The sequence below is a fragment of the Paraburkholderia sp. J10-1 genome, from assembly GCF_905220165.1.
Classification (GTDB): Bacteria; Pseudomonadota; Gammaproteobacteria; order Burkholderiales; family Burkholderiaceae; genus Paraburkholderia.
Genome location: NZ_CAJMYW010000002.1, coordinates 597,390 through 622,503 on the forward strand (window position 1 = coordinate 597,390; position 25,114 = coordinate 622,503).

Below are 25,114 nucleotides of genomic sequence, written 5' to 3' on the forward strand. Positions count from 1 at the left end.
TACAAAACTATCGAATCCCGTGTTTATCTTCGATTGAGGATGTGCTATGACCCCGTCTGATGTAAAAGCCACGCTATCGTTCAGCGACAATTCGCCGAGCGTCGAACTGCCGATCTACAAGGGCACGATGGGCCCGGATGTGATCGACATCCGCAAACTGTACGGTCAGACCGGCAAGTTCACGTATGACCCGGGCTTCATGTCGACGGCGTCGTGCAACTCGGCGATCACGTACATCGACGGGGACAAGGGCGAACTGCTGTACCGCGGCTACCCGATCGACAACCTCGCGCAAAACGCCGACTTCCTCGAAACCTGCTACCTGCTGTACCGCGGCGAACTGCCGAACGCAGCGCAGAAGGAAGAGTTCGTGAAGACCGTCACGCAGCACACGATGGTTCACGAGCAAATGCAGTTCTTCTTCCGCGGCTTCCGCCGCGACGCGCACCCGATGGCGATTCTCGTCGCCGCAGTCGGCGCGCTGTCGGCGTTCTATCACGACTCGCTCGACATCAACAATCCGAAGCATCGTGAAGTGTCGGCGATCCGCATGATCGCGAAGCTGCCGACGCTCGTCGCCATGGCGTACAAGTACTCGATCGGCCAGCCGTTCGTGTACCCGCAGAACAATCTGTCGTACAGCGCGAACTTCATGCGCATGATGTTCTCGAACCCGTGCGAAGAGTACAAGGTCAACGACGTGCTCGTGCGCGCGCTCGACCGTATCCTCATTCTGCACGCCGACCACGAGCAGAACGCTTCGACCTCGACGGTGCGTCTGGCTGGCTCGTCGGGCGCGAACCCGTTCGCGTGTATCGCGGCCGGTATCGCCTGTCTGTGGGGCCCGGCGCACGGTGGTGCGAACGAAGCCGCACTGAACATGCTGGAAGAAATCGGCTCGCCGGACAAGATTCCTGAGTTCATCAAGCAAGTGAAGGACAAGAACTCGGGCGTGAAGCTGATGGGCTTCGGTCACCGCGTGTACAAGAACTACGACCCGCGTGCGAAGCTCATGCGCGAGACGTGCTACGAAGTGCTGAACGAACTCGGTCTGCACGACGATCCGCTCTTCAAGCTCGCCATGCAGCTCGAAAAGATCGCGCTGGAAGACGAATACTTCGTGTCGCGCAAGCTGTACCCGAACGTCGACTTCTACTCGGGTATCGTGCAGCGCGCACTCGGCATCCCGACCTCGATGTTCACGTGTATCTTCGCGATGGCGCGTACGGTGGGCTGGATTGCGCAGTGGAACGAAATGATCGCCGACCCCGAACAGAAGATCGGCCGTCCGCGTCAGCTGTTCATCGGCGAAACGCCGCGCGAAGCCAAGCCGATCGCGCAACGCTAAGCCATTTCGATTTGCGCGCGCTGCGCGCAAGCCGTCATGCAAACGCCCCGACGGGTTATCACTCGTCGGGGCGTTTTCTTTTGCGCGCGAGGTACGCCGTCGTGCTCACACCCGCGCTCAAACCCAGCCGTCGATCTTCAGCCCGCTGGCCTGCTCCGCTTCTTCGCGCGTGACCTCGCGCACGGTTTCGCCGAAGCTCCAGACATGGCCTTCGGGGTCGCAAGCCGCGTAGACGCGATCGCCGTAAAACTGGTCGGCCGGTTCGCGAATGATCTTCGCACCCGCGGCGCGGGCGCGTTCGCAATGCGCGTCGAGACCGCTTTTCAACTGCACATGCACCGACTGCGTGTTCTTGCCTTCCAGTTCGGCGGGGCTCGTGTAGGGCATGCCCGGCCAGCCGCCACAAATCATCACGTAGCCGTCCCCGAAGCGCATTTCCGAGTGACCGAGCTTTCCGTCCGGCGACGTGACGACGAACTGACGCTTGAAACCGAACGCCTTTTCCAGCCAGTCGAGCGCGGCGAATGGGTTGCGATAGTAGATGGCGGAGCCGAAGGCCGGTCGCGGCGAAGTGTTGCTCATGAGCGTCTCCTGGGCAGTACGTGCGACGAATCTAGCACCGGCGTGATGCGATTGCGCGTAGCGCGCGCAAGCGTCCTTGCCACGGGCGCACGGCCATTACCTCCGACGTAATCGTCGGCGCGCACGGCATCGGCGACCATGGTCCTCATCGGCCCACCCCAACCGCAAGGAGCGACGACCATGGCACGCGACACCCTCAATGCCCGCCAACCCGGCTTGATCCGCATCGACGACGAGACCGCACTGCACTATCGCGACTGGGGCGATGGGGTGCCGCTCGTGTTTCTCTCCGGCTGGACGCTCAATGCCGACATGTGGAACTACCAATGCGCGCCGCTCGCAGCCGCGGGATTTCGCTGCGTGGCGTATGACCGCCGCGGGCACGGACGTTCGAGCGACCCGGGCCGTGGCTACGACTACGACACGCTCGCCGACGATCTCGAAGCGGTACTCGACGCACGAGGTTTGGCGCGCGTGACGCTGGTCGGTCATTCGTTCGCGAGCGGTGAGATCGTGCGTTATTTGAGCCGTCACGGCTCGCGCCGCGTAGCCGGCATCGTGCTGGTTTCGCCGGCTTCTACGCCTTGTTTGCTCAAGACTGCCGACAATCCCGGCGGGCTCGACGCGAGCCTCTTCGAAGCGTCGATCGCGGAAATGCTCACGTCGTTTCCCGACTGGATCGACCGGCGCGCCGACGCCTACTTCAGCCCCGGCACGTCGCGCACGGTCATTCAGTGGACGGCGGACATGATGCTGGGCACGTCTTTGTGCGCAGCCGCGCAGTTGAGCCGCGTGCAGATGGTCACCGACTTCCGCCGCGAACTGGCCGCGATCGACGTACCCGCGCTCGTGCTGCACGGCGACTGCGATGCTTCGGCGCCACTTGAGATCACAGGGCGTCCGACGGCGGCCGCGCTTGAACGCGCGACGCTGAAGGTTTATGAGGGCGGCACACATGGCATGTACTTCAACCATGCGGCGCGCGTGAACGCGGACATTCGCGAGTTCGTTACGCGGTGGCAGGCCTGACGCAGTTCGGCGGCGCCGAAACAAGCGGTAATCAGGGCAAGGGCCATTCTCGCCCCGAGCGCGCACCAGAAAAGGAATAGTGCTGCCACGCCCCTCGTTTTGCAGATGACACGCTGGCGCGCCGACACATTCGCGCGCCGCGTGCGAGGCGTACCGATGGAGTCTTCACGGCGCCGGCGCGCAACCCGCGCGCCACGAGGCCGGACCATCGCGAGGGGCGACATCATGCGCAAACTTCTCGCCTTCAATGTGCTGGCCTGCCTGCTGAGCGCCTGTACGACGCCGGTCGCGTCGCAGCAGGCCGCGTATGGGTCTTACCCGTCAGAGGCGCCATGCCGCCCCGTTACCGGCACCGCCGAGATCGACGGCGCGCCGCAGCAGATCAGCGGCGTCGCATGCCTGCAACCCGACGGCACATGGCAGATCATGCAGAGCGACGACACGCTCGTCTATCCGGTCGCCTGGCCCGACGCGACGGCTTACTACGCCGGTCCGTGGTATGGCTGGTGGCCGCCGGTGTTCGTGGGCGGCTCGTTCGTGTTCGTTGACCATTTCCATCACTTTCATCACATGGATCATGTCTTCCCGGGCGGCCCGCATATGCATCCGGTGTCAGGCATGCATGGCGGCTTTCATGGCGGGCATGGCGGACACGGCGGCGTCTGGAGCGGCATGGGGCATGGGGGCGGAGGCGGCATGGGCGGCGGGCATCGTTGAACCCCACCAGGCAGCCGAACGCACGCCGCGAATCCTTTATGATGGAGCGCGCCTCCCAACCCGAGACGCTCCATGTTCTTCGCCGCGCATTCCCTGCATCGCCGCCTGAGCATTGCGATCGGCACGCTCGCGATTCTCGTCGGCGTGCTGGGCGCGCTCGGCACCTTCCTCGTGGTGCGCAGTCTCGCCGCCGAGTTCAACACGACTTTGCGCGACGCGGCCGCGCACGTGCAGACGGGCGTGCCCCATCGCGCAACGGAGCGCGGCGAACGCTCGCCCGCCGACGATTTCGTCGTGCAGATCTGGTCCGAGGGCGACGGCGAAGCACCGAGCCGCACGAGCAACGCGAACGTCGCGCTGCCGCGCGCGCAAAGCGGCTTCTCGTCGATCGACTATGACGGCGAGGCCTGGGACGTGTTCGCACTCGCCGCCGGCGACGAATACATTCAGGTGGCCGAATCGCGTAGCATGCGCAACCGCAACGCCTTGCGCGTGGCGTTCTGGAGCCTGCTGCCCATGCTCGCGCTGCTGCCGCTGCTCGCGCTCACGATCGCCGTGACCGTGCGCGTTTCGCTGCGGCCGCTCGAGCGCATCGGGCACCGCGCCGCGAACGTCGATCTGCACGACCTCAAACCGCTCGAAGCCGGGCAGGCGCCCGTCGAATTGCGGCCTTTCGTCGAATCGATCAATCGCATGATCGAGCGCCTTTCGGTGCTCGTGAACGCCGAGCGCATGTTCATCGCCGATGCCGCGCACGAACTGCGTTCGCCGATCTCCGCCATGCAGTTGCAGATCGACAACCTGCGCAATGCGCCGCCCGAACAGTACCCCGAGCGTTTCGAGGAGTTGCGGCGCGGCATCGTGCGCACGGGCGCGCTCGTCTCGCAGCTGCTCGGTCTTGCGCGTGCCGAAATCGGCAGTGCGCAACGCGTGCTGGCGGAGGTGCCGCTGCCGCAGGTCGTCACCGACGTGCTGGCTGACCTGCTCCCGCTCGCCGACTCGCGCGGTGTCGATCTGGGCGTGACGTGTCTCGACGACGTGACGGTGCGCGCCACCGAAACCGACATGCGCGTGCTCGTGCGCAATCTCGTGGACAACGCGATCCGCTACAGTCAGGAAGGCGCGAATGTGGACGTAGCGGTGCGCCGCGAAGGCACAGGCGTTGTCATCGAGGTGACCGACAACGGGCCCGGCATTGCCGAGGCCGACTTGCCGCGTGTATTCGACCGGTTTTTCCGCGCAGGCGGTCATGATGCGCACGGCAGCGGCCTTGGCCTCGCCATCGCGCAGGCGGTGGCGCAGAGCTACCGAGGTTGCGTGACGCTCGCGAACCGGCGCGATGGGCAACGCGGCATCGTCGCGCGAATCGAGTTGCCGCGCCAATCCGGTGCAAGCCGGTAAGGCAAAATTCCGGGAAGCATGCGAAACAAAGGACGGACACGATGCGCATTCTGCTGATCGAAGACGATCTGCTGATCGGGCCCGCGCTGCTGCGCGCGTTGAAGGACGCGTCATACAGCGTCGACTGGGTGCGCACGGGCGAGAGCGGCCGCACCGCGATTCGCGACGGCTCGTACACGGCGATCCTGCTCGACCTCGGTCTTTCCGATATGAGCGGGCTCGACGTGTTGCGCGGCCTGCGCGAGTCGCAAGACGCCACGCCCGTGCTCATCATCACCGCTCGCGACGACGTGGACACGCGCGTGGAAGGCCTCGATCTCGGCGCCGACGACTATCTCGTGAAGCCGTTCGAGAGCAAGGAACTGCTCGCGCGCATCCGCGCCGTGGTGCGGCGCAAATCGGGCTTCGCCTCGCCGACCATGGGCAGCGGCCGCGTGACGCTCGACATGAATGCGCGCCGTCTCACGTTCGACGGCCAGTCCGACGACCTTTCCGCACGCGAGTACGCGCTCATGCTCGCGCTGCTCGAGCGGCCGGGCGCGATCCTGTCGCGTCAGCAACTCGAGGAGCGGCTTTATGGCTGGGGCGAGGAAGTGGAAAGCAACGCGGTGGATGCCGTGATTTACAGCGTGCGCCGCAAGTTCGGACAGGCGGTGATCCGCAACGTGCGCGGGCTGGGTTGGGCCGTTTGCACGTGAGCGGCGGAACGTTCGAATAAAAAAAGCGCGCAAGGAACTGCGCGCTGTAAAAAACCGCGGCGAGCGCGGGGCTCGCCGCATAGCGCAATGCATGGGGGAAGGCACGCATTGCGCGCGAACTTATGCCAGCAGGCGCTGCCAGGGTTCCTTCTGCCAGGCGCGGCTAAGCGAAGCGAGCAGCGCGACTTCGTTTTCGGCAACGTGCCGGTCCGAATACACCGCGACATGGCACAGATTCAGCACTTCGGCGCGCAGCGCGGGGTCGTCGAGTTCGCGCATGATTTGCTGCATCACGTCGGAGTCGAGTTTGCATGCGTCGCTCCAGTTCAGGTGCGAGGTGGTCTGCAAGTCCTCGCACAGGCCCTTGAGGATTTCGCCGAATTCGCCCGGCGCGAGGCCGAGCCGGTCGGCAAGGCGCGCGCGATGGACGGCTGCCAGCTCCTCGCTGCTCAGGTGGCCGTCGGCGAGCATCGCGACGGCGACGATGCGGCCAGCGGCTTGCGGACTGTTGCAGGTATAGGTACGCATGTTCAGGAATCCTCTTAAAACGTGATGGCGATGGAACGGTTGGCGCAGCCGTGGCTCAGTCGAAGATGTCCTGCAGCCACGACTTGCGGCGATGACCGTTGCCGCCGTAGCTGTCGTGCGCGCGGCGCGGGGCGTAGTCGCCATGTTGCGCGCCATGTTGCGAGCCGTGCTTCGAACCATGCTGGCGCGATGCGTGTGCATCGTCTTCGTTGCGATACTGCCGGGTGCCGCTGCGTTCGATCAGCCTGTCGAGTTCGCCGCGATCGAGCCAGACGCCGCGACACTGCGGGCAGTAGTCGAGTTCGACGCCCTGACGCTCTGTGAGCGAGAGGGTGACGTCAGGGCAGTTGGGGCATTTCATGATGCGCTCCGTGATGAGTGACAGGTCATCGAGGCCCGTGCCGTCTTGCTTGAAGGGCAGCGCGGCCTCGATGGAAACCATCCTCGCAGAGCAAAATGAGCGAAGAATGAGGAACGCGCAGCTTGCCTTCATGAAGCGCCGAGCGTGCCTTCCGGCTTGTGTGTCTTGACGAGCGACACCACCACGCCGCCCGCGAGCAGCGCAGCCGTCACGCCGAGGCTGAACAGGGCGGGAATCTTGCCGATGATGCCCACCAGAAAGATCTTCGCGCCGATGAACACGAGCACGAGCGCGAGCGCATGCTTGAGGTAATAGAAGCGGTGCGCCATCGCCGCGAGCGCGAAGTAGAGCGCGCGCAGACCCAGCACGGCGAAGATGTTGCTCGTATAGACGATGAAGGGGTCGGTCGTGATCGAAAATATCGCGGGGATCGAATCGACAGCAAAGATCAGGTCGGCGAACTCGATCATCACGAGTGCGAGCAGTAGCGGCGTGGCGAGCAGCGTGAGCTTGCCGGTGCGCGGATGCGCTTGCCGCACGAGAAACGCGCGCCCCTCGAGCTGCGGCGTGACGGGCAGCTTGCGGCGCAGCCAGCGCAGCAGGGCGCTGTCGTCCACGCTGGCCTCTTCCTTCGGGCCCAGCAGCATCTTCACGCCCGTCACGGCAAGAAACACGCCGAACACGTACAGCATCCACTCGAACTGCGTGACGAGCGCCGCGCCGAGTCCGACCATCAATGCGCGTAGCACCAGCACGCCGACAATGCCCCAGAACAGCACGCGATGCTGAAGCTGCCGCGGCACCGCGAGCGCACCGAAGATCGACGCGATGACGAACACGTTGTCGAGCGAGAGCGATTTTTCGATGAGATAGCCGGTGATGTATTCGGTGGCCGGTTGCGCGCCGAGCTGCCACCAGACGAAGCCGCCGAACAGCACGCCCACGACGATATAGCCGAGCGAGAGCCACAGGCTTTCGCGGATGCCGATTTCGTGGTCGTCACGGTGCAGCACGCCGAGATCGAGCGCGAGCAGCACGATCACCACTGCCAGGAAGGCGACCCAGAGCCACGCGGGCTGACCGAGGAAGGAGGCCGTGACGATCGGCGCAAGCATGGTTGTTCCTTTGAACGTAGAGAGGAATGTGACCTTCGTGCGCGGTTTTTGCGGGCACAGCCGGCCTCATGGGCCTTTGGCCCATTGGGTCAGCATAGTGGCGAAGAATGAGCAGGGAATGAGCGCCGTGGCTTGACACAGGTCACGTGTGAGTTGGTGCGACGCGGATACGATTCCGCCTTTTTTCCGGACCGACGAACATGACCGCCCGCATTCTCTTCGTACTACTTTGTCTTTTCACGCTGGCGAGCCGCGCTTCAGCACAGACGGTCGAGCAACCCGCCGCACCGGACTCGACGTCGCGGCAATATCTGAGCCCTCTACAGAAGAACTTCGGCGTGGCAACCGCGCCTTCCAGGAGCGATCGGGCGAACGATCTGACGAGGCGTTGCAAGGAGGTTGCGGCGGAGTATGACCACGCATTCAGACCGGCAGGGACCGATCAGGCGAACGCCGTCGTGCCGAATTACGGGCACTACGGGGAACAGGAAAACACGCTGCAGCGCTACAACCAGCGCCGCGACGCGGAGAAGGAGTTCGACGATCTTGGCTGCCGGTAGCGCGCGGCAGCGCTAGAACTGGTAATTGATCGAAACGTCGCAAACGCCCCCCGTCTTCGTCTGGATGATCGGACTATGCGCGGCGCTGCCGAGCAGGCGCTTGATCGCGCCGTCGGCGCTCACGAACCAATGTTTGTTGACGAAGTAGACCATCGTGATGCCGAAGCCGGCCGACTTGAGGCCCGCGCTCGCGTCGTACTGGCGGTAACCGGATGCCGCCGCCTGCTGCGGCGTCACGCCAAACCAGCTCTGCATGTAGTTGGAGTCGGCGAACGTGACCGAAGGGCCGGCGAACCAGTAGAAGTTCTCGTTGCTGCCCGGCAGCGGCATATAGGCGCCGAGGTCTGCAGTCCAGCCATTCGAGCCGCCGAAGCTGCGCGTGAAGGCGGTGCGCAGCACGAGCGGGAAGTCCTTCGAGATTACATACTCGCCAGCGATCTTCAATTCCGGCGCCGGGTTGATGTTGCCCATCCCGTACAGCCGCGTCGGGTCGTCCTGGCCGCGCCGTCCGAGGTCGTAGGCCGCGGCGACGCTCACGCGCCAGTTTGGGCCCTGCAGCACGTTGGCGCCGAAGCCCTCCCCCGTCGAGCCGAACAGGATGTCCTTGTAGCGCAGGTCGATGCTCGGGCCGACCAGGGTGTGATAGCGGTCCGAGCCGTCGTAGCGCGGTTCGAAAGTCACGCCCACGCCAAGCCGCGCTTCGAAGTCGGGACGGTTTGGCTCAAACATCTTTTCGAGCGGAATGCCGGCGGAATACTGCCATTCGCCAAGCGGCGAGGGGGTTTGCGCCTCGGCGCGCGGGGCCAGCGCGACGAGGGCGCATGCCATGGCGGCAAGTGACATACGCTGCGTGGCCCGCGAGCGGCGCGGCGCCGTTGGTTTTATTCTGCTTGTTCTGTGCTGCGCAATGCAGATTGCGAGTGGCATGAAGCCTCCGAGTTTGGCTGGCCGGCCGCGGCGTTGTTTATTGAGTACGATGAAATCACAAGGTGGAATTCCATGCGGCCGGGTTCGTCTCGCAAACCTCGTGCCTGATCGGGCAGTGTCCGTTCCGGCGACTCGTACGCTCTCCGGTGGAAACGGCCGCCAGATGTGGGTGAAGCATCATGAAAATCAGGATGACTAATTAAATTGCCATGACACTTGCGCACCGTTTTGGAGCGCGGCATTGGCCCCGATTAAACCCTGGCGCCAAATTGCCGTTAGACAGGTATGGACGTCGGTGACGCGGCTCCCCCTGTGTCGCGAATTCCGAAGCCCATGTTTCACCGTTCTCACAGCGGTAACCAACTTGCGCCGGTCGTGGTCGGGCCGGCGCATCTCTTTTTGCATCCCGAATCCCTGCAGCGAGCCCCCGACGTGCGCACGCTTTGGCGCGACACGGTTGCGCCACGACACCCGCGCTCGCCGGGTAACGCTGATACAGGTATCGCGACTACCACCCAACTCACTGTTTTTTATCGCTTTTTTTCAGGAAAGGCCCTGTAGTGGGCGGGTTTCGCGTGGCATAATCGATTCACACAACCGTATTGCCCCGCAGTCAAACAATTCCCCCGCACATCATGGCAAAGACGCTCTACGACAAATTGTGGGACACCCATGTGGTCCACACGGAAGACGATGGCACGACGATTCTCTACATCGACCGTCATCTGTTGCACGAAGTCACCAGCCCGCAGGCTTTCGAAGGCCTGAAGCTGCACGAGCGCCCCGTGTGGCGCATCAGCGCGAACCTGGCGGTGTCCGACCATAACGTGCCCACCACCGACCGCAGCCACGGCATTGCCGATCCGGTCTCGAAGCTGCAGGTGGACACGCTCGATTCGAACTGCGACGCCTTCGGCATCACGCAGTTCAAGATGGCCGACCAGCGCCAGGGCATCGTGCACATCGTGGGTCCGGAGCAGGGCGCGACGCTGCCCGGCATGACGATCGTCTGCGGCGACTCGCACACGTCCACGCACGGCGCGTTCGGCGCGCTTGCGCACGGCATCGGCACCTCGGAAGTCGAGCACGTGCTGGCCACGCAAACGCTGCTGCAAAAGAAGAGCAAGAACATGCTCGTGAAGGTCGAGGGCCAACTGCCGCGCGGCTGCACCGCGAAGGACATCGTGCTCGCCATCATCGGCAAGATCGGCACGGCGGGCGGCACGGGCTACGCCATGGAGTTCGGCGGCTCGATGATCCGCGGCCTCACGATGGAAGGCCGCATGACCGTGTGCAACATGGCGATCGAAGGCGGTGCGCGCGCAGGCATGGTCGCCGTGGACGACACCACGATCGAATACCTGAAGGGCCGTCCGTTCTCGCCGCAAGGCGCGGAGTGGGATCAGGCCGTCGAATACTGGAAGAACTTCCGCACCGACGAAGGCGCGCACTTCGACCGCGTGGTCGAACTGACTGCAGCCGACATCGTCCCGCAGGTCACGTGGGGCACGTCGCCGGAAATGGTGACGTCGGTCGACAGCCGCGTGCCGGACCCCGAGCGCGAGAAGGACCCGGTCAAGCGCGACGCGATGGAACGCGCACTGCAATACATGGCGCTCGAACCGAATACGCCGATCGAGTCGATCAAGCCGGACAAGATCTTCATCGGTTCGTGCACGAACGCGCGTATCGAAGACCTGCGCTCGGCCGCTTATGTCGTGAAGAAACTCGGCCGCCGCGTGGCGCCGAACATCCGCCTCGCGATGGTCGTGCCGGGCTCGGGTCTCGTGAAGGCGCAAGCCGAGCGCGAAGGCCTCGACAAGGTGTTCACGGAAGCGGGCTTCGAATGGCGTGAGCCGGGTTGCTCGATGTGCCTCGCGATGAACGCCGACCGGCTGGAGCCGGGCGAGCGTTGCGCATCGACTTCGAACCGCAACTTCGAAGGCCGCCAGGGCGCGGGCGGTCGCACGCACCTCGTGAGCCCGGCCATGGCAGCCGCCGCGGCAATCGAAGGCCATTTCGTCGACATTCGCAAGCTCGGGTAAGGCAACACGATCATGGAAAAATTCATCGTACACACCGGCGTCGTGGCGCCGCTCGATCGCGAGAACGTCGATACCGACGCGATCATTCCGAAGCAGTTCCTCAAGTCGATCAAGCGCACCGGCTTCGGCCCGAATGCCTTCGACGAGTGGCGTTATCTCGATCACGGCGAGCCGGGCCAGGACAACTCGAAGCGCCCGCTGAACCCGGACTTCGTGCTGAACCAGCCGCGTTATCAAGGCGCTTCGGTGCTGCTCACGCGCAAGAACTTCGGCTGCGGCAGCTCACGCGAGCACGCGCCGTGGGCGCTCGACCAGTACGGTTTCCGCGCGATCATCGCGCCGAGCTTCGCGGACATCTTCTATAACAACTGCTTCAAGAACGGCCTGCTGCCGATCGTGCTGTCCGAATCGGACGTCGATCACCTGTTCAACGAAACGTATGCGTTCAACGGCTTCCAGCTCACGGTCGATCTGGACAAGCAGGTCGTGCGCACGACCGACGGCTCGAAGGAATATCCGTTCGAAGTGGCCGCGTTCCGCCGCTACTGCCTCTTGAACGGCTTCGACGACATCGGCCTCACGCTGCGTCACGCCGACAAGATCCGCCAGTACGAAGCCGAGCGCCTCGCGCGCCAGCCGTGGCTGAACAACCGCGTGCTTTGATACGCGGCGAACAAACGCAGATAAGCGCACACCGAACAACTGAGCGAGGAATCACAGGATGAAGATTGCAGTGCTGCCGGGCGACGGCATCGGTCCCGAGATCGTCAAGGAAGCCGTGAAGGTGCTCAACGCACTCGGCGAAAAGTTCGAGCTGGAAGAGGCGCCCGTTGGCGGCGCGGGCTACGAGGCTAGCGGCCACCCGCTGCCCGACGCAACGCTCGCGCTGGCGAAGTCCGCCGATGCGATCCTGTTCGGCGCCGTGGGCGACTGGAAGTACGACAAGCTCGAGCGCGCGCTGCGTCCGGAGCAGGCCATTCTCGGCCTGCGCAAGCATCTGGAACTGTTCGCGAACTTCCGCCCGGCGATCTGCTATCCGCAGCTCACGGGGGCGTCGTCGCTGAAGCCGGAAATCGTTTCGGGCCTCGACATCCTGATCGTCCGTGAACTGAACGGCGACATCTACTTCGGCCAGCCGCGCGGTACGCGCGAAGCGCCGGACGGCAACTTCAAGGGTGCACGCGAAGGCTTCGACACGATGCGCTATGCGGAACCCGAAGTGCGTCGCATCGCTCACGTGGCGTTCCAGGCTGCGCAGAAGCGCCAGAAGAAGCTGACCTCGGTCGACAAGGCCAACGTGCTCGAAACGTCGCAGTTCTGGAAGGACATCATGATCGATGTCTCGAAGGAGTATCCGGACGTCGAGCTGTCGCACATGTATGTGGACAACGCGGCCATGCAGCTCGTGAAGGCGCCCAAGGCCTTCGACGTGGTCGTGACCGGCAACATGTTCGGCGACATTCTTTCGGACGAAGCCGCAATGCTCACGGGCTCGATCGGCATGCTGCCCTCGGCCTCGCTCGACAAGAACAACAAGGGTCTGTACGAGCCGTCGCACGGCTCGGCGCCGGATATCGCGGGCAAGGGCATTGCCAACCCGCTCGCCACGATCCTTTCGGCGGCCATGATGCTGCGCTACTCGCTCGGCCGCCCGGAGCAGGCGGACCGTATCGAGAGCGCGGTGAAGAAGGTGCTCGAGCAAGGCTATCGCACCGCCGACATCGTCACGCCGGACTGCAAGCAGGTCGGCACGGCGGCGATGGGCGACGCAGTGGTCGCAGCGCTGTAACGTCGTATGAAGGGCACGCCGTTTCAGGCGTGCCCTTTTTTGTTTCGCGCGCCTGAAGAACGGTGCTGCAAATAGCGGAAAGTATGGTTTTTTCCGCGCAAATTAACTGTTTCGTGTATATTGCTTCGATGGCGAAGATCTCCCCGATCACGACTGTTACGAACATCCGCGGCACGGCCCGCGCGATTTCGCTCGCCATTACCACGAAAACGATTACGAAAACGATCACCATTCGTTGATCGCTCGTCGTGCCCGCTCATCTTCCCCGCGCGGCCACGCCGGGCGAGCGAAGCGGGGAAGTGTCCATCTCAAGGGTTAGTCATGAACGTAGGTCTCGTAGGTTGGCGCGGCATGGTCGGCAGCGTGCTGATGCAGCGCATGCAGGAAGAACGTGATTTCGACCTGATCGAACCGGTGTTTTTCAGCACCAGCAATGCAGGCGGCGCGGCACCGTCGTTCGCCAAAAACGAGACGAAGCTCAAGGACGCGAACAGCGTCGACGAGCTCAAGAAGTGCGACATCATCATCACCTGCCAGGGCGGCGACTACACCAACGAGGTGTATCCGAAGCTGCGCGCCGCGGGCTGGACCGGTTACTGGATCGACGCGGCCTCGGCGCTGCGCATGAAGGACGATGCGGTCATCATCCTCGACCCGGTCAACCTCGACGTCATCAAGGACGCGCTGGTCAAGGGTCAGAAGGACTTCATCGGCGGCAACTGCACGGTCAGCCTCATGCTGATGGCGCTGGGCGGCCTGTTCCGCGAAAACCTTGTCGACTGGATCACGGCCATGACGTACCAGGCCGCTTCAGGCGCGGGCGCGCAGAACATGCGCGAGCTGCTCTCGCAGATGGGCGCGCTCAACGCAGCGGTTGCGAGCGACCTGGCGAACCCGTCGTCGGCCATTCTCGACATCGACCGCAAGGTGCTCGCCACGATGAACAGCGACGCCATGCCGACCGAGCACTTCGGCGTGCCGCTCGCGGGCTCGCTGATCCCCTGGATCGACAAGGACCTCGGCAACGGCATGTCGAAGGAAGAGTGGAAGGGCGGCGCGGAAACCAACAAGATTCTCGGCAAGCCGGCCATGGGCCAGCCGGGCTCGATTCCGGTGGACGGCCTGTGCGTGCGTATCGGCGCGATGCGCTGCCACTCGCAGGCGCTCACGATCAAGCTGAAGAAGGACGTGCCGCTCGACGAGATCGACGGCATCCTCGCCTCGGCCAACGACTGGGTCAAGGTCGTGCCGAACCAGCGCGAGGCTTCGATGCGCGATCTGTCGCCGGCGAAGGTCACGGGCACGCTGTCGGTGCCGGTGGGCCGCTTGCGCAAGCTGGCCATGGGCGGCGAGTATCTGTCGGCCTTCACGGTGGGCGATCAGCTGCTGTGGGGTGCGGCGGAACCGCTGCGTCGCATGTTGCGCATTCTGCTCGACAAGTGAATGAATTAAACTACGCGGCTAATGACGCGTAGACAGGGTGAAAAGCGCCGCGCCAGTCGCGGCGCTTTTTTTATTGCATGCTTTTTACCGCATGCATCGATGCAATCGCCCCGAAGCACACTCCTATTTGATCGACAGCCGCAAGAGCGGTATGCCAGGGCAACTGATGATCGTTCGATTTGATTCTGTTTCCGCCGCGCCTCGCGCGAAGCGCGCCCAAGGGCGGCGTGCGATCCGCGCCACTGTGGCGGCGGCGAGTTTCCTGTTCTGCGGCCTGGCCGCCGCGCAGGGCGGCGCAAGTGCGGCACCGGGCGCTGCGAGCGCCGCCGCTGCCGCCGCTGCGGTGAGCGTCGCGGGGCAATACACCGTTCGTCCCGGCCAGTCGCTGCATGACGTGGCTGTCGACCTCACGCAGTCGCACGACAAGGCCACGCTCGCGCGCATGAGCCAGGCGCTGTTCGATGCGAACCCCAATGCGTTCATCAAGCAGGATCCCAGCCGCATGCGCGTGGGCGCGACGCTGAACGTGCCGGCTACACCGGACGTTTCCAGCGCGGCTGCGGGCATGACGGCGGCCCCGGGTGGGGCGGCTGCGGCTTCGGCTGCCGCCAGCGCGCCTGCTGCGGCGGCGAGCGCGCCTGCTGCGCCTGCAGCGTCCGCCAGCACGCCCTCCGCGGCTTCAAATGCCGCCGCCGAGGCGGTAGCGGCTGCATCGTCGGCGGCGGCTGCCGCTACGGCTGGCGCTACGGCTGGCGCAAGTGCGGCGAGCGCAGCCGCGGCAACGGCGGCACCTGCTTCGGCGGCAGTTGCGACGAGCGGCCCCGAAGCGGCCGCGCAAGGCGCCTCCGGAGCGGCGACGAGCGCGAGTGCCGCTGCGCCGGTGTCAGAGGCCAGCGACGCGCACGTGTGGAGCGGCTCGGTCCAGCCGGCCCCGGCCAGCAGCGCGGCAGGCGCGCCGGCGCAAGGCGCGAAGGTCTCCAGCCTCCAGCAACTCCTCGCATTGAAGAACCGTGTGCTGATGGCGTTGCAGCAGCACGGCATCGGCAAGCCGGCGCAAACCGCGGGCGGCGCGTCCGCGGGTGTGCCTGCCGCGCAAGGCGGCGCACCGGTGCCGAACGGCGCAGCGAATGCCGGCGCGGCTGGCGCTCAACCGGAAGTCTCGCCGATCGCCATGGGTGGCGTGGCGGCGGTCGTCGTCGCGCTGCTGGCGTTGTTTGTGCGGCTGCTCATGCGCAAGCGCAAGAAACCCGTCGATCAGGCGCCCGACGTCTCGCCCGAAGCGCACGAGCCGACGCCGTCGACGTCCTCCGCAGCCGCTGTAGCCGCCGCGCCTGTGGTCGAAGCGCCGCCAGTGTTGCGCGAGCCGATTGCGCACGCAGCGGAGGAACCGGATGCGGGCGCGAATGCGCCTGCGCCCAAGGCGGACGAAGTTGCGATCACGCCGGTGCCTACGCCCGCCGTCTCGGCCGTGCCGCTGGAGCACGACGAAACGCTGCCGCCTACGCTGACCGAGAAGCTGCATCCTGCTACGCCGCACGAGCCGACTATCGAGCAGGAAGCTCACGCAGCACATGAGCAGCCGCACGGCGCCGAAGCGGGCGAATCGCAGACGCTGGCCGACGCGACCGAAGCCGCAAGCCTCGCCGTCGCGGCGGACCTGGGCGCGGATGCGCTGCCGCCCGAAAGCATCGGTGCGCCGCGCACAGCCGAAGACGCCGAGGCGCTGGCGCGCACGCTGGAAGAGCCGGCGCGCGCCCAGAAGCCCGCAACACCCGATATCGCGCTGGATTTCGGCGATGGCGCTCCGCAAGCCGCGCAAACGTTGCACGCGCCAGAGGCCGAGCCGCCCGTCGTGCAAACGCCGCCTGTTGCCGAAGGCTTCGAGCGCCCGCCGGCGCCGCATGCCGCACCTGAAATTCCGTCAGTACCCGCAGTCACCGCAGAAGACATGAGCTACGCCGAAGTTCCGATCGCTTTCCCGCACGATGCAATCGAAGCGCTGGGGGGCCTCGACCTGCCCCTGCCGCCGCGTATCGGAGAGCCGGTCATCCCCACGGCGCCGCTCTCGACCGAGCCGGCCGCCACGCCCGAGGCCTCGGCGCGGCTCTCGTCGCCGTTCTTCGAGCCGCCGACGCGGATGGCGGGCGAGGCCATCGAGGCGGGGACGGCGGGCGCGGGCGCGCTCGCAGGCCTCGGCGCGCCGCGTTTTGGCGCGCTCACGCTCGACTTCGACCTGAACCTGCCGCCCGATTCGGCGGAGCCGCTGCCGGTCTTCACGCCCGAGCAGCTCGCGCGCATCGCGCGCAACAAGCTCGATCTCGCGCACGAATACATCGCGCTTGGCGACGTGTCCGGCGCCCGCTCGCTCATCAACGAAGTGATCGAGTCGAACGACCCCGCCACGCGCAGCGACGCGCAGGCGCTGCTGTCGACGCTCGCTCCGCTTTCGTGACGCTGCCGCAAGCCGTATGCGTATCGCGCTAGGAATCCAGTACGACGGCGCCGCGTTCTGCGGCTGGCAGTCGCAGCCGCACGGCAAGACGGTGCAGGACGCGCTCGAGCGCGCGCTGCGCGAGTTCGCCACCGTGCCGCTGTCCACCATCGTCGCGGGGCGCACCGACACGGGCGTGCACGGGCTCGGCCAGGTGGTGCATTTCGACACCGATCTCGACCGCACGCCGTTCTCGTGGGTGCGCGGCACCAACGCGTTCCTGCCCTCCACGGTGGCCGTGCAGTGGGCCAAGCCGATGCCCGACGCGTTCCACGCGCGCTTTGCGGCGTTCGAGCGCACGTACTACTACGTGCTCTACGTGAACCCCGTGCGCTCGCCGATGCTGGCGGCCCGGGCGGGCTGGATCCACACGCCGCTCGACGTCGATGCCATGCGCGAGGCGGCGGCGCATCTCATCGGCGAGCACGATTTTTCGTCGTTTCGCTCGTCCGAGTGCCAGGCGAAGACGCCGGTGAAGCATCTGTACCAGATCGATATCCGGCCGCAGGGCGACTTCATCCACTTCCGCTTTCGCGCCAACGCGTTCCTGCACCACATGGTCCGCAACCTGATGGGTTGCCTCGTGGCCGTGGGGCGAGGGCGCTATCCGGCCGCGTGGATGGCTGAAGTGCTGGCGGGGCGCGACCGCACCGTGGCCGCGCCGACCTTCATGCCCGACGGCCTCTATCTCGCCCAGGTAGGCTATCCTGATGAGTTCGCGGTCCCTGGGCCGCATACGGCCAGCGTGCCGTGGAGCGCGATCTGGAGCGACGCGCCCGAAGGCCGCGCCTGAAGCGCCGCCTGCTTGAATCATCGAGACCGACACCGCACTTACGATCATGACGTCAGCCGAGCCATCCGCCCCCGCGCACCGCACCCGCATCAAGTTGTGCGGACTTTCGACGCCCGAGGCGCTTGCGCACGCCATCGATCTCGGCGCGGACGCCGTCGGCCTCGTGTTCTATCCGCCCAGCCCGCGCTCGGTGAGCGTGGCGCAGGCGGTCGAGCTCACGCACGACCTGCCGCCATTCGTCTCGGTCGTGGGTCTCTTCGTGAACGCCACGCCGCAGTGGATGAGCGAAGTGGCGAGCAATGTCTCGCTCACCATGCTCCAGTTCCATGGCGACGAAACGCCCGAGCAGTGCGAGTCGCTGGCTTCCGTTGCCGGTTTGCCCTGGTTGCGCGCGCTGCGAGTGGCGGCCGATACTCAGCAGGCCGATTTGATAGAATCGGCTAATCGTTATTCATCAGCCAGCGGCCTCTTGTTCGACACCCATGTCGAAGGTTACGGCGGCGGCGGAAAGGTCTTCGATTGGTCACTTATTCCCGCAGGGCTCGCGCGTCGGGCCGTTTTGAGTGGTGGCTTGAACGCGCAAAACGTCGGTGATGCGATTCGCCAGGTGCGTCCGTTCGCTGTCGATGTCTCCAGTGGCATCGAGGTTCCGGGCGCAAAGGGCGTGAAGGATCACGCCCGCATGGCGGCGTTCGTGCGCGCAGTGCGCGAAGCGGACGCGGGATGAATCCGGGGCGGATGCCCCTTTGGCCGGCACGGTCCACGCAACGTGGGCCTTCCCAAGTCCGGCCGAGCGAGTGACTTATGTACAATTTGCCAGATGAACGCGGCCATTTCGGCCCCTATGGCGGCGTATTCGCTGCCGAAACCCTCATGCAGGCGATCGACGAGCTGCGCGACGCCTACGCGAAATTCAAGGACGATCCCGACTTCCGCGCGGAATATGAGCGCGAGTTGAAGCATTTTGTCGGCCGTCCGTCGCCGATTTATCACGCGCAGCGTTGGAGCGAGCTGCTGGGCGGCGCGCAGATCTATCTCAAGCGCGAAGACCTGAATCACACCGGCGCGCACAAGGTGAACAACGTGATCGGCCAGGCGCTGCTCGCCAAGCGCATGGGCAAGCCGCGCGTGATCGCCGAAACCGGCGCGGGTCAGCACGGCGTGGCCACCGCGACCATCGCGGCGCGCTTCGGCATGGAATGCGTGGTCTACATGGGCGCCGAAGATGTGCGCCGCCAGGCCGCCAATGTCTACCGCATGAAGCTGCTGGGCGCGACCGTGGTTCCGGTCGAGTCGGGCTCGCGCACGCTCAAGGACGCGCTCAACGAAGCCATGCGCGACTGGGTCACCAACGTCGAAAACACGTTCTACATTATCGGCACGGTGGCGGGCCCGCACCCGTACCCGATGATGGTGCGCGACTTCCAGCGCGTGATCGGCGACGAATGCCGCGTGCAGATGCCCGAAATGACGGGGCGCCAGCCCGACTCCGTGATCGCCTGCGTGGGCGGCGGTTCGAACGCGATGGGTATCTTTTACCCGTATATCGAGGACACTTCGGTGCAGTTGATCGGCGTGGAGCCTGCCGGCGACGGCATGGAAACGGGCCGTCACGCCGCCTCGCTCGCGGCAGGCACCGTGGGCGTGCTGCACGGCAATCGCACCTATCTGCTGCAGGACGAGAACGGCCAGATCATCGAGACGCATTCGGTTTCGGCGGGCCTCGACTACCCGGGCGTGGGTCCCGAGCACGCGTGGCTCAAGGACAGCGGCCGCGCGCAATACGTCACGATCGACGACGAAGAAGCGCTCAAGGGCTTCCACGACTGCTGCCGCATCGAAGGCATCATTCCCGCGCTCGAATCGAGCCATGCGCTCGCTTACGCGGCGAAGCTCGCCCCGACATTGCCGAAGGACAAAATCCTGCTGGTGAACCTGTCGGGCCGCGGCGACAAGGACATGCACACGGTCGCCGAGCGATCGGGCATCCAGTTCTGAGCGCCCGGAGCGACGTAAGCGATGCGTGACGAGTTCGACGAGCCGGAAGTGCCGGCGCCCGTGGGCGAGGTGAATGCCGAGGTGAACGCAGAAGCGGCTGCTCTGGAAGCCGCCGAAGCGGTCGCCAACGCAGCCGTGCTGCCCACGGTGCCGGTCGTGCCGGAAACCATCCGGCTCCTGAACCGCGATTTTCTGACCGATGCAGCCAACCTGCCCGACGCCTCGATCGATCTGATCGTCGCCGACCCGCCCTACGGGCTCGGCAAGGACTACGGCAACGACTCCGACATGCGTTCGGGCGAGAACTTTCTCGCCTGGACGTATGAGTGGCTCGACCTGGCGATTCCGAAGCTCAAGCCCACGGGCTCGCTCTACGTGTTCTGCACGTGGCAGTACGCGCCCGAGATCTTCGTCTATCTCAAGTCGAAACTCACGATGATCAACGAGATCGTCTGGGATCGTCGCGTACCCAGCATGGGCGGCACGACGCGCCGTTTCACCTCGGTGCACGACAACATCGGTTTCTTCGCGGTTTCGAAGGATTATTACTTCGATCTCGATCCCGTCCGCATCCCGTACGATGCCGTCACGAAGAAGGCGCGTTCGCGCAAGTTGTTCGAAGGCAGCAAGTGGCTGGAGCTCGGCTACAACCCCAAGGACGTCTGGTCCGTCTCGCGTCTGCATCGCCAGCACGCGGAGCGCGTGGATCATCCCACCCAGAAGCCTTTGGAGATCGTCGAGCGCATGGTGCTCGCGAGCTGCCCGCCGGGCGGCCGCGTGCTGGACCCGTTCATGGGCAGCGGCACCACGGCAGTGGCTTGCGCGCGTCAACAGCGCGAATTCGTCGGCTATGAAATTAACGAAAGTTACTGCGCGATCGCGCGCGAACGCGTCAGCGCGGCCGCCGCAAGTGCCGTCGCGGCCGGCGCCTGATGCGCCTCCGCCGGACTCACGCGCAGTAACGCCTAAAAGCTGAGGACCCTGAAATGTCCCGTATCAAGACCACGTTCGAGGCGCTCGCCGCCCAGGGCCGCAAAGGCCTGATCCCGTTCATGACGGCGGGCGACCCCGATCCCGCGCGCACAGTCGAGTTCATGCACGCGCTGGCCGCCGGCGGCGCCGATGTCATCGAACTCGGCGTGCCGTTCTCGGACCCGATGGCCGACGGCCCCGTGATCCAGCAGTCGTCCGAGCGCGCGCTCGAGAAGGGCGTGACGCTCAAGAGCGTGCTCGCCGACGTGAAGCGCTTTCGCGAAACCGACAACAAGACGCCCGTCGTGTTGATGGGCTACGCGAACCCCATCGAGCGCATGGGCGCCGACGCGTTCGCGCAGGCCGCAAAGGAAGCGGGCGTGGACGGCGTGCTCGTGGTGGACTATCCGCCCGAGGAGTCGGTCGAGTTCGCGGCGAAGATGAAGGCCGCCGACATCGATCCGATCTTCCTGCTCGCGCCGACTTCGACCGATGAGCGCATCGCCGAAGTGGGCGCCGCGGCGAGCGGCTATGTTTACTACGTCTCGCTCAAGGGCGTGACGGGGGCAGCCAATCTCGACGTTTCGAGCATCGCGGGTAAAATTCCGGCGATCAAGAAGCATGTCTCGCTGCCCGTGGGTGTGGGCTTCGGCATTCGCGATGCGCAAACGGCCGCTGCCGTCGCGCAGGTTTCGGACGCCGTGGTGATCGGCAGCCGCATTGTCCAGTTGCTCGAACAGGCCGCGCCGGAAACGGCCGCCGACGCGCTCACGCAATTCATCACGGGCATTCGAACGGCGTTGGACGAAGTCTCTGTCGGCTAGTTCCGAGACTGCTGTAAAATCCACTTTTCGCCATGCGCGGTCGGGGTCGGAACCCGGTCGGTTTTACCGATCGGTTGACGGGACCGATCCGCCGCGCCCGCGCATCACGAAGGTCAAGGAAGGAACATCAATGAGCTGGCTCGACAAACTGCTGCCGCCCAAGATCAAGCAAACCGATCCGAAAAGCCGCAAGAGCATTCCGGAAGGGTTGTGGATCAAGTGCCCGTCGTGCGAAGCGGTCCTGTACCGCAACGACGTCGAGGCGAATCTCCACGTTTGCCCGAAGTGCGATCACCATATGCGCATTGGCGCGCGCGAGCGTCTGGACGGCCTGCTCGATCCGGAAGGCCGCTATGAAATCGGCCAGGAAATCGTTCCGGTCGACGCGCTCAAGTTCAAGGACAGCCGCAAGTACCCGGACCGCCTGAAAGAGGCGATGGACGATACCGGCGAAACCGACGCCATGGTGGTGATGGGCGGCGCGATCCGCACGCTGCCCGTGGTGGTGGCCTGCTTCGAGTTCTCGTTCATGGGCGGCTCGATGGGCTCGGTGGTCGGCGAGCGCTTCGCGCGCGGCGCGCAAAACGCGCTCGAGCAGCAAGTGCCGTTCATCTGCTTCACGGCTTCGGGCGGCGCGCGCATGCAGGAAAGCCTGCTTTCGCTCATGCAGATGGCCAAGACCACGGCCATGCTGACCAAACTGGCCGAAGCCAAGCTGCCGTTCATTTCCGTGCTGACCGACCCGACGATGGGCGGCGTTTCGGCGAGCTTCGCGTTCCTGGGCGACGTGGTGATCGCCGAGCCGAAGGCGCTCATCGGCTTTGCCGGCCCGCGCGTGATCGAGCAGACCGTGCGCGAAAAGCTGCCGGAAGGCTTCCAGCGCGCCGAATTCCTGCTGCAGAAGGGCGCGATCGACATGATCCTGGACCGCCGCAAGCTGCGCGACGAAATCGCGCAAATGCTGGCGCTGCTGCAGCGTCAGCCCGCCGACGCGGTGGCCTGAGCCTCGCATTGAGCGATCTGCGGTGCCGCAAGAGCCGCAGCCGCAACGCTTTACCCAACGCGCCGCGAGCGAAAGCAAGCGGCGCGTTGTCATTTCCGCGATAATGCCGTTCTTTCGAAGCGGATCATTCGTGTGAACCCGCCGCCTTAGGCGGCGTCTCACGCGCAGCACCAGGTAATTTCTAGCCCGATGAGTACCTTTCCCACCCTCGACGCGTGGCTCACGCACCTTGAAACCGCGCATCCGGTCGGCATCGACATGGGGCTCGACCGCATCCGTCAGGTGAAGGACGCGCTGGACCTCAAGTTCGCATGCCCGATCTTCACGGTGGGCGGCACGAACGGGAAGGGTTCGACCTGCGCGATTCTCGAAACGATCCTGCTGAAGGCGGGCTACCACGTGGGTTGCCACACCTCGCCGCATCTGCTCGAGTTCAACGAGCGCGCGCGCGTGGACGGCCAGCAGGCCAGCGACGCCGATCTGCTGCCGCACTTCGAAGCCGTCGAAGCGGCGCGCAATTCGCTCGCCAAGCCCGTGACGCTCACGTACTTCGAATTCACGACGCTCGCGATCATGCATCTGTTCGCCTCGCGCGGCCTCGACGCCGTGATCTTCGAGGTGGGTCTGGGCGGGCGTCTGGACGCCGTCAACGTGCTCGACACCGACTGCGCGATCATCACGAGCATCGACCTCGACCATACGGAATATCTCGGCGACACGCGCGAAAAGATCGCGTTCGAGAAGGCCGGCATCTTCCGTGCGGGCAAGCCCGCAATCTGCGCGGACCCGATGGCCCCGCAGTCGCTCATCGACCATGCTGAGGCGATCGGCGCCGAACTGTGGCTCTTCGGCCGCGATTTCCGCTACGAAGGGCAGCCGGGCAGCGAGCGCCAGCAATGGAGCTACGTGGGCCCGACGATGCGACGCTCGGCGCTCGCCTATCCTGCGCTGCGTGGCGCGAATCAGTTGATCAACACGTCGGCTGCGCTCGCAGGCCTCGAGGCGCTGCGCGACCGGCTGCCGGTTTCCGCGCAGGACATTCGCCTCGGCCTCGCCAACGTCGAACTGCCGGGCCGCTTCCAGGTGCTGCCGGGCAAGCCTTCGATCATTCTCGACGTCGGCCACAACCCGCACGCGGCGGCGGTGCTGGGGCAGAACCTCGGCAGCATGGGCTATTTCCCGTACACCTACGCCGTGTTCGGCGCGATGCGCGACAAGGACATTGCGGGCGTGATCGAGCACCTGAAGGGCGAGATCGACCATTGGTGCGTGACCGATCTGCCGCTGCCGCGCGCGGCTACAGCCGAACAGCTCGAAGAAGTGCTGCGCGAAGCGGGCGTGACGGACGGCCCCGACAGCAGCGTGACGCGCTATGAAAGCCCCGCTGCCGCGTTTCAAGATGCGCTAAAACGCGCTACCGAAAATGATAGAATTCTTGTTTTCGGAAGTTTCCTGACGGTTGCCGGGGTGATGGCCTGGCGAAAGTCACAGCAACACTGACCGCCCGGCACCCGCACGCCGCCCACGTAAGACAGGCCAGGTAGGCCAACAGCAAGCCATACATGGGAATTTTCTCGTTCGGCAAGAAAGATGACGCTGACGCGCCCCGCCGGCGCGGCACCGAGTCCGGCTCCAGCCGGCGCAGCAATCAGAGCGCGCGCGTGGAGCGGCGCAGCCGCCGGCCGGACCGGTCTGGCGACGCCGAGGCAATGCTGCTCGACCCCACGCTCCCTGAAAAGCAACGCGCGCGCCGCCGTCTCGTCGGCGCGATCGCGCTGGTGCTCGCGGCCATCGTGATCCTGCCGATGGTGCTCGATTCGCACCCGAAGCCCGTCACCGACGACATCGCCATCGACATTCCGAGCCGCCCGGCCGACAAGGCCGCCGCGCGCCAACACGACGCCGAAGACACGCAAGCCGGCGTCGCCCCCGACAATCCCGCAGCCGCCGAAGCGACGCCTGGCGCATCGGGTCTCGCGGCCGCTTCGGGCGCCGCGGCCACGCAAAACGCCCAGAACACGGATCAAACGCCGGCAACGCCAGCGATAAAGCCCGCCCAGGCGGCAACCGCTCCGGCTCAATCGACACAAACTGCGCAGGCGCAAAAGCCCGCTGCCAAGCCGGCGGCTTCGGCCAGCACGGCCGTCGCCGCGACCAGCAAACCGACGACGACCGCCGCCAACGACAGCGACGACACCAGCGAAGGCAACGGCGCGAAAGCCGGAACCAGCACGCCGGCGGCGCCCCCGGGCGCGCGTTTCGCCGTGCAGCTCGGGGCATTCTCGAACAGCACGACGGCGAACAATTGGGTCACGAAGTTGAAAGCGGCGGGCGTACCCGCATATACCGAGCAACGTAAGGAAGCGGACGGCACGACGCGCACGCTGCTGCGCGCGGGTCCGTTCCCGGACCGCGCCTCGGCTACGGCGGCGATCGCCAAGGTGCGCGGCGCCGGCCTGATGGCGGGCTCGAACGCCAACGCGGAATAAG

At 65.2% G+C, this 25,114-nt stretch carries 24 protein-coding genes; 19 read left to right on the forward strand and 5 right to left on the reverse strand.

The window, feature by feature from the left end:
• Nucleotides 1-46 precede the first annotated feature (46 nt).
• Nucleotides 47-1,348 carry a citrate synthase gene (gene gltA / locus U5A65_RS09535; protein ID WP_158760579.1) on the forward strand — a complete coding sequence of 434 codons (1,302 nt, stop codon included), beginning with the start codon at nt 47-49 and terminating at the stop codon, nt 1,346-1,348.
• A gap of 117 nt (nt 1,349-1,465) precedes the next feature.
• Here gltA and U5A65_RS09540 read toward each other — a convergent pair whose 3' ends face one another.
• Nucleotides 1,466-1,930 carry a VOC family protein gene (locus U5A65_RS09540; RefSeq protein WP_321909822.1) on the reverse strand — a complete coding sequence of 155 codons (465 nt, stop codon included), beginning with the start codon at nt 1,928-1,930 and terminating at the stop codon, nt 1,466-1,468.
• A 180-nt stretch (nt 1,931-2,110) separates the two neighbouring features.
• Between U5A65_RS09540 and U5A65_RS09545 the strand changes: the two genes are divergently transcribed.
• From U5A65_RS09545 to U5A65_RS09560, 4 genes are all read left to right on the forward strand, one after another.
• The gene (locus U5A65_RS09545; protein ID WP_321946113.1) at nt 2,111-2,959 is read left to right on the forward strand and encodes an alpha/beta hydrolase; all 849 of its coding nucleotides are present in this window, start codon (nt 2,111-2,113) and stop codon (nt 2,957-2,959) included.
• Nucleotides 2,960-3,184: 225 nt separating this feature from the next.
• Complete coding sequence (locus U5A65_RS09550; protein WP_321909818.1) at nt 3,185-3,676, forward strand: hypothetical protein; 492 nt, start codon at nt 3,185-3,187, stop codon at nt 3,674-3,676.
• Between the two features lie 72 nt (nt 3,677-3,748).
• The gene (locus U5A65_RS09555; RefSeq protein WP_321933877.1) at nt 3,749-5,077 is read left to right on the forward strand and encodes a HAMP domain-containing sensor histidine kinase; all 1,329 of its coding nucleotides are present in this window, start codon (nt 3,749-3,751) and stop codon (nt 5,075-5,077) included.
• A gap of 41 nt (nt 5,078-5,118) precedes the next feature.
• Nucleotides 5,119-5,775: a response regulator transcription factor gene (locus U5A65_RS09560; protein WP_321909815.1), complete on the forward strand. Its 657-nt coding sequence runs from the start codon at nt 5,119-5,121 to the stop codon at nt 5,773-5,775.
• Between the two features lie 120 nt (nt 5,776-5,895).
• Here U5A65_RS09560 and U5A65_RS09565 read toward each other — a convergent pair whose 3' ends face one another.
• From U5A65_RS09565 to U5A65_RS09575, 3 genes are all read right to left on the reverse strand, one after another.
• Entirely contained in the window at nt 5,896-6,303 is a 408-nt protein-coding gene (locus tag U5A65_RS09565) for a TerB family tellurite resistance protein (protein ID WP_321909813.1), read from the reverse strand.
• 55 nt (nt 6,304-6,358) lie between these two features.
• Nucleotides 6,359-6,664: a zf-TFIIB domain-containing protein gene (locus tag U5A65_RS09570; protein ID WP_321933875.1), complete on the reverse strand. Its 306-nt coding sequence runs from the start codon at nt 6,662-6,664 to the stop codon at nt 6,359-6,361.
• Between the two features lie 128 nt (nt 6,665-6,792).
• The gene (locus tag U5A65_RS09575; protein WP_321933873.1) at nt 6,793-7,779 is read right to left on the reverse strand and encodes a TerC family protein; all 987 of its coding nucleotides are present in this window, start codon (nt 7,777-7,779) and stop codon (nt 6,793-6,795) included.
• 200 nt (nt 7,780-7,979) lie between these two features.
• Between U5A65_RS09575 and U5A65_RS09580 the strand changes: the two genes are divergently transcribed.
• Nucleotides 7,980-8,339 carry a hypothetical protein gene (locus tag U5A65_RS09580; protein WP_321933870.1) on the forward strand — a complete coding sequence of 120 codons (360 nt, stop codon included), beginning with the start codon at nt 7,980-7,982 and terminating at the stop codon, nt 8,337-8,339.
• A gap of 12 nt (nt 8,340-8,351) precedes the next feature.
• On the opposite strand, the gene U5A65_RS09585 is transcribed toward U5A65_RS09580, so the two are convergent.
• Entirely contained in the window at nt 8,352-9,182 is an 831-nt protein-coding gene (locus U5A65_RS09585) for a MipA/OmpV family protein (protein ID WP_321946114.1), read from the reverse strand.
• 719 nt (nt 9,183-9,901) lie between these two features.
• On the opposite strand from U5A65_RS09585, the gene leuC reads away from it, so the two are divergent.
• The 13 genes from leuC (at nt 9,902) to U5A65_RS09650 (ending at nt 25,113) form a co-directional block, all read left to right on the forward strand.
• Nucleotides 9,902-11,311, forward strand: a complete 1,410-nt coding sequence (gene leuC / locus U5A65_RS09590; RefSeq protein ID WP_321946115.1) for a 3-isopropylmalate dehydratase large subunit — start codon at nt 9,902-9,904, stop codon at nt 11,309-11,311.
• Between the two features lie 12 nt (nt 11,312-11,323).
• A complete protein-coding gene (leuD, locus tag U5A65_RS09595) occupies nt 11,324-11,974 on the forward strand; it encodes a 3-isopropylmalate dehydratase small subunit (RefSeq protein WP_158760568.1) in 651 nt (216 codons plus the stop codon).
• 58 nt (nt 11,975-12,032) lie between these two features.
• Nucleotides 12,033-13,100, forward strand: a complete 1,068-nt coding sequence (gene leuB / locus U5A65_RS09600) for a 3-isopropylmalate dehydrogenase (protein ID WP_321933867.1) — start codon at nt 12,033-12,035, stop codon at nt 13,098-13,100.
• A gap of 321 nt (nt 13,101-13,421) precedes the next feature.
• Nucleotides 13,422-14,543 carry an aspartate-semialdehyde dehydrogenase gene (gene asd, locus U5A65_RS09605; protein ID WP_321909800.1) on the forward strand — a complete coding sequence of 374 codons (1,122 nt, stop codon included), beginning with the start codon at nt 13,422-13,424 and terminating at the stop codon, nt 14,541-14,543.
• Between the two features lie 166 nt (nt 14,544-14,709).
• The gene (locus U5A65_RS09610) at nt 14,710-16,995 is read left to right on the forward strand and encodes a FimV/HubP family polar landmark protein (RefSeq protein WP_321946116.1); all 2,286 of its coding nucleotides are present in this window, start codon (nt 14,710-14,712) and stop codon (nt 16,993-16,995) included.
• Between the two features lie 16 nt (nt 16,996-17,011).
• Nucleotides 17,012-17,827: a tRNA pseudouridine(38-40) synthase TruA gene (gene truA / locus U5A65_RS09615; protein ID WP_321933863.1), complete on the forward strand. Its 816-nt coding sequence runs from the start codon at nt 17,012-17,014 to the stop codon at nt 17,825-17,827.
• 46 nt (nt 17,828-17,873) lie between these two features.
• Entirely contained in the window at nt 17,874-18,554 is a 681-nt protein-coding gene (locus tag U5A65_RS09620) for a phosphoribosylanthranilate isomerase (RefSeq protein ID WP_321909795.1), read from the forward strand.
• 77 nt (nt 18,555-18,631) lie between these two features.
• A complete protein-coding gene (gene trpB / locus U5A65_RS09625; protein ID WP_321909794.1) occupies nt 18,632-19,825 on the forward strand; it encodes a tryptophan synthase subunit beta in 1,194 nt (397 codons plus the stop codon).
• 21 nt (nt 19,826-19,846) lie between these two features.
• A complete protein-coding gene (locus tag U5A65_RS09630; RefSeq protein ID WP_321909792.1) occupies nt 19,847-20,758 on the forward strand; it encodes a site-specific DNA-methyltransferase in 912 nt (303 codons plus the stop codon).
• A gap of 53 nt (nt 20,759-20,811) precedes the next feature.
• Nucleotides 20,812-21,621, forward strand: a complete 810-nt coding sequence (gene trpA, locus U5A65_RS09635; RefSeq protein ID WP_321933861.1) for a tryptophan synthase subunit alpha — start codon at nt 20,812-20,814, stop codon at nt 21,619-21,621.
• Nucleotides 21,622-21,751: 130 nt separating this feature from the next.
• Nucleotides 21,752-22,624 carry an acetyl-CoA carboxylase, carboxyltransferase subunit beta gene (gene accD, locus U5A65_RS09640; RefSeq protein ID WP_321909788.1) on the forward strand — a complete coding sequence of 291 codons (873 nt, stop codon included), beginning with the start codon at nt 21,752-21,754 and terminating at the stop codon, nt 22,622-22,624.
• A gap of 189 nt (nt 22,625-22,813) precedes the next feature.
• Nucleotides 22,814-24,124, forward strand: a complete 1,311-nt coding sequence (folC, locus tag U5A65_RS09645; RefSeq protein ID WP_321909787.1) for a bifunctional tetrahydrofolate synthase/dihydrofolate synthase — start codon at nt 22,814-22,816, stop codon at nt 24,122-24,124.
• A 62-nt stretch (nt 24,125-24,186) separates the two neighbouring features.
• Nucleotides 24,187-25,113 (forward strand): SPOR domain-containing protein, encoded by a 927-nt coding sequence (locus U5A65_RS09650; protein WP_321946117.1) that lies wholly within the window; start codon nt 24,187-24,189, stop codon nt 25,111-25,113.
• The last annotated feature ends 1 nt before the right edge of the window (nt 25,114 follow it).